Origin of the sequence: Rugamonas rivuli, from assembly GCF_009380165.1 — a bacterium.
Taxonomy (GTDB): Bacteria; Pseudomonadota; Gammaproteobacteria; order Burkholderiales; family Burkholderiaceae_D; genus Rugamonas; species Rugamonas rivuli.
This window is the reverse complement of the sequence record NZ_WHUF01000005.1, coordinates 211,894-225,340: the sequence shown is the minus strand read 5'-3', so window position 1 is coordinate 225,340 and position 13,447 is coordinate 211,894. Positions and strand designations below refer to the sequence as shown.

At 65.5% G+C, this 13,447-nt stretch carries 14 protein-coding genes; 9 read left to right on the top strand and 5 right to left on the bottom strand.

All coding sequences use genetic code 11. The features are described 5' to 3' along the window. The first annotated feature begins 96 nt into the window (after positions 1–96). Complete coding sequence (locus GEV01_RS19700; protein WP_008447435.1) at positions 97–444, top strand: hypothetical protein; 348 nt, start codon at positions 97–99, stop codon at positions 442–444. A gap of 66 nt (positions 445–510) precedes the next feature. Further along, positions 511–2,199, top strand: a complete 1,689-nt coding sequence (locus tag GEV01_RS19695; RefSeq protein ID WP_152807271.1) for an FAD-dependent oxidoreductase — start codon at positions 511–513, stop codon at positions 2,197–2,199. A 12-nt stretch (positions 2,200–2,211) separates the two neighbouring features. On the opposite strand, the gene GEV01_RS19690 is transcribed toward GEV01_RS19695, so the two are convergent. Next, positions 2,212–3,276 (bottom strand): patatin-like phospholipase family protein, encoded by a 1,065-nt coding sequence (locus GEV01_RS19690; protein ID WP_152807270.1) that lies wholly within the window; start codon positions 3,274–3,276, stop codon positions 2,212–2,214. A 164-nt stretch (positions 3,277–3,440) separates the two neighbouring features. Here GEV01_RS19690 and GEV01_RS19685 point away from each other — a divergent pair, with 164 nt between their 5' ends. Further along, on the top strand, positions 3,441–3,746 hold the full coding sequence (locus GEV01_RS19685; protein ID WP_152807269.1) for a hypothetical protein: 306 nt from the start codon (positions 3,441–3,443) through the stop codon (positions 3,744–3,746). Here the strand turns inward: GEV01_RS19685 and GEV01_RS19680 are convergent. The 4 genes from GEV01_RS19680 to GEV01_RS19665 form a co-directional block, all read right to left on the bottom strand. Next, on the bottom strand, positions 3,724–4,836 hold the full coding sequence (locus tag GEV01_RS19680; RefSeq protein ID WP_152807268.1) for an acyltransferase family protein: 1,113 nt from the start codon (positions 4,834–4,836) through the stop codon (positions 3,724–3,726). The genes GEV01_RS19685 and GEV01_RS19680 overlap by 23 nt on opposite strands. Before the next feature lie 17 nt (positions 4,837–4,853). Beyond that, positions 4,854–6,986, bottom strand: coding sequence for a TonB-dependent receptor plug domain-containing protein (locus GEV01_RS19675; protein WP_152807267.1), 2,133 nt, complete (start codon positions 6,984–6,986; stop codon positions 4,854–4,856). A gap of 93 nt (positions 6,987–7,079) precedes the next feature. Continuing rightward, positions 7,080–8,663 carry a M23/M56 family metallopeptidase gene (locus tag GEV01_RS19670; RefSeq protein WP_152807266.1) on the bottom strand — a complete coding sequence of 528 codons (1,584 nt, stop codon included), beginning with the start codon at positions 8,661–8,663 and terminating at the stop codon, positions 7,080–7,082. Further along, a complete protein-coding gene (locus GEV01_RS19665; protein WP_152807265.1) occupies positions 8,660–9,055 on the bottom strand; it encodes a BlaI/MecI/CopY family transcriptional regulator in 396 nt (131 codons plus the stop codon). The genes GEV01_RS19670 and GEV01_RS19665 overlap by 4 nt, the downstream gene beginning before the upstream one ends. Positions 9,056–9,343: 288 nt before the next feature. Between GEV01_RS19665 and trhA the strand changes: the two genes are divergently transcribed. The 6 genes from trhA (at position 9,344) to GEV01_RS19640 (ending at position 13,444) form a co-directional block, all read left to right on the top strand. After that, on the top strand, positions 9,344–9,961 hold the full coding sequence (gene trhA, locus GEV01_RS19660; RefSeq protein WP_152807264.1) for a PAQR family membrane homeostasis protein TrhA: 618 nt from the start codon (positions 9,344–9,346) through the stop codon (positions 9,959–9,961). A 40-nt stretch (positions 9,962–10,001) separates the two neighbouring features. Further along, on the top strand, positions 10,002–10,883 hold the full coding sequence (locus GEV01_RS19655; RefSeq protein WP_328595562.1) for a LysR family transcriptional regulator: 882 nt from the start codon (positions 10,002–10,004) through the stop codon (positions 10,881–10,883). An 86-nt stretch (positions 10,884–10,969) separates the two neighbouring features. Continuing rightward, positions 10,970–11,128, top strand: a complete 159-nt coding sequence (locus tag GEV01_RS30800) for a hypothetical protein (RefSeq protein WP_175023149.1) — start codon at positions 10,970–10,972, stop codon at positions 11,126–11,128. 152 nt (positions 11,129–11,280) lie between these two features. Continuing rightward, complete coding sequence (locus GEV01_RS19650; protein WP_152807263.1) at positions 11,281–11,658, top strand: LiaF transmembrane domain-containing protein; 378 nt, start codon at positions 11,281–11,283, stop codon at positions 11,656–11,658. Next, a complete protein-coding gene (locus tag GEV01_RS19645; RefSeq protein WP_152807262.1) occupies positions 11,655–12,362 on the top strand; it encodes a LiaF transmembrane domain-containing protein in 708 nt (235 codons plus the stop codon). The genes GEV01_RS19650 and GEV01_RS19645 overlap by 4 nt, the downstream gene beginning before the upstream one ends. Before the next feature lie 2 nt (positions 12,363–12,364). Continuing rightward, positions 12,365–13,444: a sensor histidine kinase gene (locus GEV01_RS19640; RefSeq protein ID WP_152807261.1), complete on the top strand. Its 1,080-nt coding sequence runs from the start codon at positions 12,365–12,367 to the stop codon at positions 13,442–13,444. Positions 13,445–13,447: the final 3 nt, after the last annotated feature.

Genomic DNA, 13,447 nt, shown 5'->3' with positions numbered 1-13,447 from the left:
GCTGTCAACAATGCAAGCCGTTGCCGCGTTATGGGTGGCGTGAGATGATGTTTACATAGATAATTGCTGCAAGAAAATTATAAAAGAGAAAATATTATGAATTTTGCTAACACCACGCGCAGGGTCGCGGTGCTGGCGCTGATGGCGGTACTGGCCGCCTGCGGCAAGAGCGCGGCGGAAAAGCGGCAGGAAGAAGCCGCGACGCTGACCAGTCTGGGCGAAAAATACGTGAAGGAAAAGGTGCGCGAGCCGGCCTCGGCGATCTTCCGCAACCAGGTCGTCGGCAAGGGCGGCGCCACCTGCGGCGAGTTCAACGCCAAGGATGCGTTCGGCGCCTACATCGGCTATCAGCGCTACATCTCGGTGGCGCGCGACCTGACCTTGCTGGCGCAGGATGTCTCGCCGGCCGAGTTCGAACAAAACTGGAACCAGCTGTGCCGCTAGCCCTGTCTGCCGGTTTGCCCGATTGGCGTTATGATGGGCGGATACCGACTGACCACAGGCTTGAGCATGGAAACAAGAACCGCAGGAGGCAAGGGCGCGCTCCCTGAGGCCGCATCGACCGACATCGGCAACCGCCGCCACCAGATCATGCCGACACTGAGCGAAGCCGAGTTCGAGCTGCTCAGCCGCTACGGCGAACGCCGCCACTTCAAGGCCGGCGACATCCTGTTCCGCCAGGGCGACCGCCACATCTCCATGTACGTGAACCTGAGCGGCTCGATGGAGATCGAGCGCGCCTCGGCGCTGGGCACCGTCATCCTCGGCACCCATGGCCCCGGCATGTTCACCGGCGAGATCGGCACGCTGGCCGGCCGCGCGGCGGTGGCCACCGGGCGCGTCGTCACCGACAGCGAAATGATCGTCATCAGCGAGGAATCCCTGCGCACGCTGGTGATCTCCGAAGCGGCGCTGAGCGAAACCATCATGCGCGCCTACATCCTGCGGCGCGTGGCCTACATGCAGGACCACACCGGCGGCGTGGTGGTGTTCGGCGCCCGCCATTCGCAGGCCACGCTGGTGCTGCGCCACTTCCTGACCCGCAACGGCCAGCCCACCGCCTACTTCGACACCGAACTGCACGACGAAACGGCGGCGCTGATGGAGCGCTTCGGCGTCACCGCGGCCGACATCCCGGCCATCGTCACGCCGTCTGGCGAGGTGCTGCGCCAGCCGACCCTGCGCCAGGTGGCCGACAGCATCGGCCTGAGCTCAGACAATATCGACGGCCGCACCTTCGACCTGGTGGTGGTCGGCGCCGGCCCGGCCGGACTGGCGGCCGCCGTGTATGCGGCGTCGGAAGGCCTGAGCGTGGCGGTGCTCGATTCGAAAGCGCCGGGCGGCCAGGCCGGCTCCAGCTCCAAGATCGAAAATTACTTTGGTTTCCCGACCGGCGTGTCCGGCCAGGCGCTGGCGGGACGCGGGCTGTCTCAGGCGCGCAAGTTCGGCGCCGAGGTGGCGGTGCCGGTGCGCGTCAGCGCCGTCAACTGCGAAGGACCGGATTTCGAGATTGCCATCGACAGCGGCGAGCGGCTGCGGGCGCGCTCCATCGTTATCGCCACCGGCGCGCGCTACCGCAAGCCGGACTTGCCGGGACTGGAGCGCTTCGAAGGCCGGGGCGTCTACTACAGCGCCTCCTTCATGGAAGCGACCTTCTGCGCCAACGAGGAAGTGGTGATTGTCGGCGGCGGCAATTCGGCCGGGCAGGCAGCGGTGTTCCTGGCCGCGCACGCCAAGCATGTGCACATCGTGGTGCGCGCCGACGGCCTGGCCGCCAGCATGTCGCGCTACCTGATCCAGCGCATCGAGGCGGCGCCCAACATCACGCTGCACACCCGCAAGCAGATCGTCGAACTGCAAGGCGAGGACAAGCTGGAACACATCAGCTGGCAGGCGGCCGGCGGCGAGGTGAAGACCGCGCCGGCGCGGCATCTGTTCCTGTTCCTCGGCGCGGAGCCGAACACCGCGTGGCTGGGCGACTGCGTGGCGCTGGACGAGCAGCATTTCGTGCTGACCGGGCCGCAAGTGCCCGCGCACGCGTGGCCGCTGGAACGCAGTCCGCACTTCCTGGAAACCAGCCGCCCCCGCATCTTCGCCGTCGGCGATGTGAGGAGCGGTTCGGTCAAGCGGGTGGCGGCGGCGGTGGGCGAAGGTTCGGCGGCGGTGCAGTCGCTGCATCAGGTGCTGGCGAGCGACTAGTCGTCCATCGGCCTAGACGCTGCGCAGCGGCTTGCTGTAGCGGGTGGCGCGGCGGATGGGCGGATGCTTGCCGGGCGCGTGGCCCAGCGCTTCCAGCGCGCGGTCGTAACCATACTGCCACTGGTCGTTCATGTGCTGGACGAAGATGTCGTAGGTCGGCGGCATCGCCAGTTCGATGCGGTTGCGGCGCCAGTCCAGCTTTTGCTGCAGCTGCTGCTTGGCCAGCACCACCGACACATCCGAGGTATCGATGCGCATATCGGCCAGGTGGGTATTGGCGTAGCGCAGGCGCGCATTGCCGTTGATGCCCAACACCGAACGCCAGGCGGGAATCGCGAACACCTGGTCGAAGGCTTCCTTGAATTCCATGATGACTTCCGCGCCAAGGCGGCGCGCGATCTCCACCGGGAACAGATCGAGCACGCCGCCGATGTATTCCTGGCCGCGGTACTGCTGGCAGCGGAAGTAGATCATGTCGGCGATGGAGATGCGGGCGGCTTCGGTGAGCGGCACGCTGCCGTCGACCAGCAGCTCACGGGCCACCGCGTGCTGGCCCCAGCGGGCGTCGCCCAGCGGCGACTGCATGCCGTGCAGCAGGGCGGCCGCGTGCTCGCCGCAGAACACCGTCTCCGCGAACAGCTTGCGGCCGGCGCGCGGCTGCCCGACTTCCGACTCATTGAACAGCAGCTTGCCGCCGATGATGGCGACATCCACGTCCGGCGTGCCGGTGGCGGGCGGGAAGGGTAGTTGCGAGGGGATCTCGAACATGTAGTCGCCGAACAGGTCGGGGATGACGGGCGCCTTGGCGGTCGACAGCTTGCGCCGGGCGGCGCGCAGCAGGCTGCCCATCAGGTCCGCGTGCCGGGTCGATTTCAGGCTGCACCAGAACTGGTACATTTCGGGCGACGACAGCCAGGCGCGCTGCGCTTCCGGGTCGGGAAGATTGTGGATGATGGCAGCCGCAATCGCGCCGCCGCAGCTGGCCAGCAGCACGTCCGGAGCGCTCCCGGCCCGCCGCAGCGCGGCGTACATGCCGATGTAGATGCCGAAACGGAAACCGCCGCCGCCGAGGACCATGCAGCGTTTATACGGTTTATACGATTGTTGCCAAGGTTGAATTTGTGCTTGCGTCATAAACCGAACCATACCACAGCAGGCTCCGAGCCCATCAAATTTGATATAAACCAAATCGCCAGCGAACAGCATTTGACGGTGGCGCGGGACAGGAGAAGAATTAATGCATGGACGATCAGCTTACAAGGATAGAAAGTGCTGTGCAGGCTTTACTTGCCAGCAATGAGGCGATGCGCGTAGACATCGCCAAATTGCAGATTCAGGTAGCCTTCATCGAGCAGCACTACGCAACAAAGGCGGATATAGAAATGGTCAAAACGATGGTTGCAGGCGCTAACTCAGCGGTTTCAGACGCCAAGGGGGAGTTGTATCGGGCCATGCAGGCACAAACCTGGAAACTGATTTCATGGATGACTGTTGTCTGTTCGGCCCTGACGGCCGCCGTCTATTTCATCGCGCGTAATGTTCACTAGCTGATCTGCGTCGCAGCGCTGCGTTGGCCGGCTCGGAGACGTAGCGGGCGACGAGGGCGGCTACCAGCGCCGTGAGGCACAGGAACAGCAGCAGCCATGGCAGCCGGGCTGCATAACCCAGGCTCTCCTTGGTCATCACGTTGCGCATCCCCGCCAGCACGATGATGTGGAACAGGTAGATCTCGTAGCTGTGCTGGCCGAACCAGCGCAGCAGCGACTTGCCCGGCGCACGCTCCGCAGCGGCAGGTTCCGCCGAACTCCCCAGCAGGAACGCGCCGCTCGCCAGCGCGACCAGCGTGAAGCCGAATACTTCATGTCCATCGATGCCGCGCAGGTACAGCGCCGCCAGCGCCAGCCCGCCCATGATCCGCAATATCCGTCCCTGAAGCGCATTCGGCGCCGTGCGTTGCGCCAGCATCGCCGTCAGGCAGCCGATGGCGATGGCGTCGAAGCAGGCCAGGTAGCCGTACATGAAGTAGATCTCGTTGTCGGTATGCAGGCTGCGGTAGACCGGCCCGGCGACGATTGCGGCGCAGCACAGCAGCACGATCAGCCAATTGCGGCGCAGCAGCAGGCATGACAAGGGCAGCAGCAGGTAGAACACTTCCTCCACCGACAGCGACCAGTACACGTTCAGGCAGTAGTTGAAGTAGCCGGCGGTTTGCATCAGCTGGTTGTGCCAGAACGTCAGCACCGAACCGGCGGCGATGAAGAAGTAGCTGGCCGGCCGGTCCGCATCGCCGTCGGAATTGGAAAAGAACGGCACGTCGAAGGTGCCCAGCACCACGATGATGGCCAACGCCAGCAGCAGGCAGGGCATGATGCGCGCGAAACGGTATAAATAGAATGTACCGATATCGATCCGCGACAGATCGCCCCAGCGCCGCAGCGATGTCGACGTGATCAGGTAGCCGGACACGGTAAAGAACATCGTCACGCCGAAGTTCCCCTGGTAGGCGGCGCGCAGCAGCCACGCCGGCAGCAGGTCGCCCAGTGGGCTGTTTTTCAGGCCGTAGGCCAGCGTAAAGTGCAGAACCAGCACGCACAGGATGGCGACGCCGCGCAGGCTGTCGATATGTTTGTTTCTCATCGGATGACGGTCTCCGTTCAAAGTTGATGCTCCAGCAGGATGCGCAGCGTGGCGCTGGTCGGCGTTTGCGCCACGCGGTAGCGGCGGCCGTATTCGTTGGCATATTCATGCGATTCAGTGGCGTCCTGGCGCAGCAGGTTGCTGGCCGAGATGCGCAGCTGCGTCTTGGCGTCCATCTTCCACAACGTGTACAGATCCAGCTCGCGTTTCGGGCTGGTGGCCATCCGCACCAGCGCCGATTGCCGCGCCGGGCCGCCGGCCTGGTAGTTCAGATTGCCGCCGAAGGTCAGTCCGGCGCCGGCCAGGCGGTAGTCCGCGCCCAGGTTGGCCGTGAACGGCACCTGGTCTTCCAGCCGGTTGTCCGGCCCCGGCACGCTCTCCACCCGCGACCAGTTGCGCGCCATGTTGGCGCGCAGGTCCAGCCTCGGCGACAGCGGCAGCTTGGCTTCCAGCTCGATGCCGCGCACGTTGGCGTTGCCGCTGTTGAAGGGCGCTTCGACCCACTCGCCGTCCTGCTTGAACAGGCGCGTCAAGGTGACATCGCGGATGCGCCGCACATAGGTGCTGGCGCTGAGCAGCGCGCCTTCGCCGAGATAGTGCTCGTACGCCGCATCCATGCCCCAGGCCAGCTCCGGCCGCAGGTTGGGATTGCCCTGTTCATCGGGATTGGTTTCGTTATTGTTGTTGTCGTTGGTGTAGCGGCGCGGGACCAGCTTGACCAGCGGCGGCGCCTTGTAGGTTCGGCTGATGGCCAATCGCAGCAGATCCTTGTTCGGCAGCTCGTAGCGCGATTGCAGCGAAGGACTCCACACCTGCGAGCGCAGGTCCAGCGCGTCCGGCGCGTTGGCGGCTTCGGCGCGGCTGGCGGTGGTCAGGCGTTCGTGGCGCAGGCCCAGATACAGGGAATAGCGCGGCGTGACCTGCCATTCGTCCTGCGCGAACAGGGCCAGGCGGTTGACGTTGGCGCGGTAGTCGGCGTTGCTGCCTCCGGTCTGCGTACCGCTGGCGTCGAACAGGGTTTCGTTGCGGTCTTCGCTGCGGACGGCGCGGCTGGCATCCCAGCCCAGCGCGATCGCGTGGCGCTCGCCGACCGGATGTCGATAGGTGCCGCTGAGCGTGACGCTGGTCTCCGACGGCCCGGAGTCGACGTGGTGGCGGCCCGATGGCTTGCCGTCGCTGTCCATGCCGTTGAAGTCGAAGGTGCCGCTGCGGCGGTTGCTGCTCGCGCCCAGTTTGGTCTCCAGTTTGGCGCCGCTCTCCAGCAGGTGGGTCCAATTCAGGTCGCTGCGCAGCATGGCGAAATTGGCGACGAAGTTGGAGACGCTGCGCGGGTACTCGCTGTGCGGGCCGATGAGCGCCGTCTCGTTCTCGCCGTGGACGTTGTCGACGCGGCGCAGATTGGCGAAGCCGGTCCAGCTCAGCGTGTCGCCGCCGGCCAGCGTCCAGTTCAGGCGCGGCGCGAGGGTGAGGGTGTCGGTGTGGCCTGATTCGGTCTTCTGCATGCGGCGCTGTTCGAGGATGGCGCCGCTGGCGTCGCGGCGTTCTTCCAGGTCGGTGGACGGTGCTTCGCTGCGCTTGTGGGTGAGCGTCGCGGCCAGGCTATAGGCCAGGCGGCCGTCCTGATCCGACAGCGTCGCCGACAGCGCGGGCGTGTCGACGCCCGCCTGCCGCGCGAGGCTGGCGCTGACCGAGCGCTGGCCGCGCTTGATGGTCTTCTTCAAAATGATGTTGATCGTGCCGGCGACCGCCTGGTTGCTGAACTCCGCCGTGGCGCTGCGCATGATCTCGATGCGTTCGATCGTCTCGGGCTCTATCGTGTCCAGCGAGAAGCCCGCCGGCACCGGCTCGCCGTTCAGCATGATCTGCGTGTAGCCGTTGCCCAGGCCGCGCATGCTGATCGCGCCGCCGCGTCCGGGCACGCCGGTGATGCTGATGCCGGGCAGGCGTTTCAGCACGTCGGCCAGCGTCTGGTCGCCCTGGCGCATGATCTCGTCGTGGTTGACGACGATGCTGGTGGTGGTCTCGCGCTGGCGCTGGTCGGCGCGCTGGCCGGTGACTTTGACTTGCGGCGGTTCGGCTGTCTCGGTGTCTGCGGCGTGGGCGCCGACGGCGAGCAGCAGCAGGCTGCCGGTGATGTAGTGTCGCTGCATATGCTTCCTTGTCTTCAAAAACGCGGGCAATAGTTCCCCTTGCCGCGGCGGGTGGGCTGCGGTTCGGAGGCGGTGATTGGGAGGGGCTTTAGCCTAGTAGCCTAGCTGCTGTCGGCGCGCGAGCAGGGCGCGCTTGGTGGTGCGGGCGTCCAGGTCGGCCAGTTTGGTTGCCGGGTTGAGGAGCTCTTCGCCCTGCCGCACTTCGAAATGCAGGTGCGGGCCGGTGGTGAAGCCGGTTTGGCCGACGGTGCCGATCTGCTGTCCGGCCTCCACCTTGGCGCCGGGCTTGACGTTCGTGCTGGTCAGGTGGGCGTACAGGGTGCGCTGCGCGCCGTGCTGCAGGATGACGGCGTTTCCGTAGCGGCCTTCGTTCTCGGTCAACTCGCCTGCGCTGACGACGGTGCCGGCGGCAACCGCATGTACCGGCGTGCCGCTGGACGCTGCGATGTCGATGCCTTTGTGTGGAGTTACCAGTACCGTGCGGCGCACGCCGAACAGGCTGGTTACGCGCATCTTGTCCAGCGGGTCGCGCCAGGCGGGTTCGGTTTCGGCCGGCGCGGCGGCGTCCGTCCGCGCGGGCGACGGCGTAGCGTTGAGTTGCGGAGCCGCGTTGAACGCGAGCGCCGGTTGCAGCACGGCGCCGCCGGCCAGCACCACGGCCATCAGCACGGCGACTCCCCAGGCGACTGCGCTGCTGAGCACCGGCAGCGCGGCCTGCTGCATCTGGCGGATGCGCGCGGCGGCGGTGGCGCCGTTGATGCCGCCGAAGGCTACGCCGCCGGCCGGCATGGCCGCCGTCTGCGCCTTCCATTGCAGCAGCAGGGCGGCAGCGTACTGCTTGCGCTGCTGCTGCGGGCGGCCCGCCAGCACGCGCTGGTCGCAGATCAGCTCCAGCGCCCATTCCATTTTTGCGTTCATCCAGCGCAGCGCGGGATTGAACCAGAATACCGTTTGCAGCACGACCGACACGCCCATGCACAGCGGATCGCGTGCGCGCCAGTGGTGCAGCTCGTGGGCGATGATCATGTGCTGCTGCTCGGCGCTGAAGCTGCGCAGATGACGCGGCAGCAGCAGAATGGGGCGGCGCGCGCCGATCAGCATCGGTGAAATGGCGGCGTCGGTTTCCATCACTGCCAGGTGGCGGCGGGCGATGGCGGCCAGTTGTGCGCCGTTGAAGGCGCCGTGTTCCTGCAGATCCTGTGGCGACAGGCGCTGCGAGGCGGCCAGCAAACCGCGCCATGCACGGCGGGCGCGCAGCTGGCGTGCCAGCGTCCATGCCAGGCCGGCGGCGTACACCAGCGTCCACAATGCGGGCAGCACCAGCGTGAAAGGCGGCAGGTCGCTATCGCCGGCGCTGTCCGATTCCGCCGCGTCGGCGCGGGCGGGCAGGACGGCCGCTGCTGCCGGCGAAGGCCGCGCCTCGCGGATGGCCTGCGATTCGGCTGCGCCCAGCGTCACCGTCGGCGCCAGGCTGTGTTGCGCGCTGTGCGGCAGCAGTGCCAGCAGCGCGGCGCCGGCGGTTACGCCTTGCGCCGCCAGCCACACCGCGCGGCGCGGCAGCAGCGCCGGCCAGTAGCGCAGCGCGGCCGCCAGCAGCGCCCACACCAGCATCCCGGCCAGCACGCAGCTGACGCTGGCCAGCATCCACTTGAACAGCACCACGTAGGCCAGCATCATGGCTTGCCGGCCTCGTCGGACGGCCAATCCTGCAGCATCTGCTCCAGCTGCGCCAGTTCATCGCTGTCGACCAGTTTGCTGCCGGTGAACATGGTGACGGGCAGCGGCGCCGCCATCTCCATCACGCGGCTGCCGAAATCATGGGCGAAGGCCGCCAGCGTGCCGACCTTTTCCAGCCGCGCCACGTAGACGTTGACGCCGTGCGCCGCCTGCTGGGCCAGCATCTGCTTGTCCAGCATGCGCTCCAGCGTCTTGCGGGTGGAGGAGAAGGACCAGCCCAGCTCCTCGGCGACGGCGTCGTGCAGCTCGCGGGCGCTCAGCGGCTGCTGCTTCCACAGGGCTTTCAACAGCGTCAGCTCGCTGACGGACGGAATGGGAATCGGGGTGGACATGGTGGAGCCTCTCTGCGACGAATGGGGTGATTATGCGACACATGTCGCATGCGGGTCAACACTTCGGTCAACAGTTGTCTAAAAATTTGTAACATTGCTTTGCATAAATTCTCTATATGTTACGATTAAGTTTTTGCTAATTGCCAATTGTGTACGGTCGTGCGGGATAAGCCGCAAGGTACCGCCAAGTGGGTCGTGGCTTGAAACCCGCAGCACCGTTATGAAATGCGCTATACAATGCCTGAGGCCGCAGCTTTCCGCCGCTGCCTCACAGTATTGGAAACACATATGTATTACGGAGAGCGCTTCAACAGCATCACTCACACCGTGGGCGCCGCGCTCGCGGCCATCGGCGGCACCTTGCTGATTGTCCTGGCTGCGCGTACCGGCGACGCCTGGAAAGTGGTGAGCTTCAGCATCTATGCCGCCACCCTCCTGGGGCTGTACCTGACGTCGACGCTGTACCACAGCCTGCGCGGCCGCGCCAAAGACGTGCTGCGCCAGATGGATTACTGCGCCATCTACCTGCTGATTGCCGGCAGCTACACGCCGTTCACGCTGGTCAGCCTGCGTGGAGCGTGGGGCTGGTCGCTGTTCGGCGTGGTGTGGGGCCTGGCACTGATCGGCATTTTGCAGGAAATCTGGTTTGCCAAGGGCGCGCGCGTCCTGTCGCTGCTCATTTACGTGGCGATGGGATGGGTGGGCGTGATCGGCGCCAGCCCGCTGATCGACGCGCTGGGCTGGAGCGGATTCGCCTGGCTGGCGGCCGGTGGCCTGGTGTACACGGTGGGCATCGCCTTCTTCGTCACCGACCACAAGTGGAGCTACGGCCACGGCGTCTGGCACTTGTTTGTGCTGGGCGGGAGCGCCTGCCATTTTGGCGCGATCTGGCTGTATGTAGCGTGAAGCACCTGTACAACTGTAGGATTTCGAGAGTAGAGCACCAGTGGATATTAATTCCGACGACCTGAAAACCTTTATCACCGTGATCGACAGCGGCACCCTGAGTGCCGCCTCGGTCCACCTCGGCCAGACCACGTCCGGCGTCAGCCGCGCCTTGTCGCGGCTGGAGGACAAGCTGGCGACGTCGCTGCTGACGCGCACCACGCGCCGCATGGAACTGACCGAAGAAGGCCATTTGTTCCTCGAACGCGCGCGCGCCATCCTCGGCGCCATGGAAGAAGCCGAGGAAACCATCCGCATCCGCCGCCAGAAGCCGGCCGGCCGCCTGTGCGTGGACGCGGCTTCGCCGTTCATGCTGCATTGCGTGGTACCGCACATGGCCGAGTTCCGTGCCATGTACCCGGAGATCAAGCTGGAATTGAGCAGCAACGACCAGATCACCGACCTGATCGAACACCGCACCGACATCGCCATCCGCATCGGCACGCTGACCGATTCGACGCTGCACGCGCGCGCGCTCACATCGAGCCCGCTGCACGTGCTGGCCAGCCCGGAGTACCTGCGCCGCCACAGCACGCCGGACACGCCGGAAGACCTGGCGCGGCATTCGCTGATCGGCTTTGCGCAGTACGAGCAGGGCAACAACTGGCCGCTGCGCCACGCGGCCGGCAACAGCCTGCCGATCACGCCGTCGATCGCCGCCTCCAGCGGCGAGACGCTGCGCCAGCTGGCGTTGACGGGACAGGGCATCGTCTGCCTGGCGGACTTCATGACCCGCGCCGACATCGAGGCCGGCCGCCTGGTCAAGGTCCTGGAAGCCAGCAACACCGGCTTCAGCCAGCAGATCCACGCGGTCTACTACCGCAACACGCTGCTGGCCCAGCGCATCAGCTGCTTCCTGGAGTTTTTGCAGCAAAAACTCTGAGCGGGTTACGGTGCGGTTCCGTACAGAGGTTTCCCGGGGGCGGGGCTACACTGGCTTCATGTCATCGCCGCCTCTGGGAGCCTATCATGTCGCAGACTACACATCCATCCAAACACCTGGTCCGTGCCTACCTGGAGCGGCGTTCGCATGAAGTCAAGCCGCCGCCTACGCCGGACGAAATCCGCCGCCAGCTGGGCTGGGGCATGCTGATGTTCGAGCAAAAAGTCGGCAACGGCCGCTCCTGATCCTCGCTGAAACCCCCGCCGGCACGCCATTCGCCGCCGGCATGCGGGATTTTTCGCCGTTCACCTGCCCGTTTCCGCCGTTCGCCGAATAGCGGTTTCGCGGCCCGCAGTTCCCCGGTATCGTTACATCCATACCAACACGGGGGACTGAAATGAGTATCCACACTGCTTACCGCTGGCGTCAACAAATGGTCTGGGGCATGGCGCTGATCGCCGCCGGCTGCGTGCTGCTGCTGGACCGCGCCGACATCATCGACATCGACTTCAACCTCATGCACTTCTGGCGCTGGTGGCCATGGCTGCTGGTCATCAGCGGCATCACCAAGATCATCCCGCCGACCACGCCGCGCTACTTCCTCAGCGGCTGCTGGGAGATCTTCTTCGCCGGCTGGTGGTATGTCTCCTTCAACCATGTCTGGGGCCTGGACTTCGGCGACACCTGGCCTGCGCTGGTGGTGGCGAGCGGGATCGGCATGCTGCTGCGCCCTGTGCTGGATAATGCCTTCCCTTCGATCAAGGAGCCAAAATGAGTACCAACCGTCAAAAGAGTCCCGCATCGCAGTTCGTCGTCGGCCTGTTCGTGGTGGCCGTCGGCATGGCCTTCCTGCTCGCTAATCTCGGCTGGCTGGACCTGGACTTCACGCTGCACCTGTGGCCGACCGCGCTGATCTTCTTCGGCGTCATGAAGCTGGTGCAGACCCGCACCACCTCCGGCGTGGTGGTGGGCGGCGCGCTGATGCTGGTCGGCGCCATGATCCTGTTGAAGGAGACCGGTTTCATTTCTATCAGCTGGCGCTCGCTGTGGCCCTTGCTGCTGATCGCCGCCGGCTTGTCGGTGGTGTTCAAGTCGACCACCGGACGCTCCTTCCTGGAGCCGGGCAGCGACTCGCTGGAAAAGACCAGCGGCGACGCCGTGGTCGACATCACCGCCGTCATGGGCGGCTTCAAGCGCCGCCTGACCACGCAGGATTTCCGCGGCGGCGAGATCACCGCCGTCATGGGCGGCTGCGACCTGGACCTGCGCCAAAGTTCGATCAACGGCGAGGCGGTGCTGAACGTGTTCTCGATGTTCGGCGGGATCACCATCAAGGTGCCGGTCGACTGGACCGTGGTCCTGCAAGGCACGCCGATCATGGGCGGCTTCGAAGAGAAGACCGTGCCGCCAGCCACGCCGGATAAACGCCTGATCGTGCGCGGTTACGCCATCATGGGCGGCCTGGAAGTGCGCAACTAAGCATGCAGGAGATTTCTTCCAGCCGGCGTGGCACCGTCATCTACCTGCTGGTGTGGTTGTTCCTCGGGATCGCGCTGGGCGGCGTGATCTCGCTGGCCAGCGACGCGCCGCTGGCCAACGCCATGCTGTTCGCGATTCCGATGAATCTGCTGTACGCCTACGCGGCGGGCTACTCGGCCTATTACCTGTGCCGCGCCTATCCGCTCGGCAGCGGCAGGACCGCAGCCACCGCGCTGGTGCTGACGGTGGCGGCGGTGGTGTCGGGCTTTCTGTGGCTGGTGCTGGGCCGCTCCTGGAACGGCGCCTGCCTGATGCTGGACGTGGCATGGGCCGGCATCGCATTCAACGCCCAGCTGTCGGCGCTGATCGTCGGCCTGGGCATCCTGCTGTACGGCTTCGCGGCGGCGGTGCACTACCTGGTGATCGAATTCGTCCGCGCCAAAGGCGCCGAGCAGCGCGAACTGGAATCGCTGCTGATGGCGCAGGAGGCCGAGCTGCGCATGCTGCGCACGCAGATCGATCCGCACTTCCTGTTCAACAGCCTCAATTCGATCAGCGCGCTGACCTCGCAAGACCCCAAGGCCGCGCGCCGCATGACGCTGGAACTGGCCAGCTTCTTCCGCCAGAGCCTGGGCATGGAGGCGCACAAGAAGGTGACGCTGGACGAGGAGCTGCGTTTGATACGCCACTTCCTGGCGATCGAGCAGGTGCGCTTCGGCGCGCGGCTGCTGGTGGAGGAGCAGGTCGATGAGCAGGCCGCCGCCTGCCTGGTGCCGCCGATGATCATCCAGCCGCTGGTGGAGAACGCCGTCAAGCACGGCATCTGCAATATGCCGGAGGGCGGCACGATACGGGTGACGGCGCGCAGGGACGGTTCGATCCTGCACATTCGCGTCGACAATCCGGTGGATCTGGACATGGCGTCGGTGCGCAGCGACGGCCACGGCATCGGCCTGACCAATGTGCGCCAGCGCCTGGCCGGCGTCTACAAACACGAAGCCAGCATCCACTGGGGACGTATCGATAACAGCTTTGGCGTGGACATCGCGATGCCCGCGCAAACAGGCGAAGAGGGAGAGTAGAGC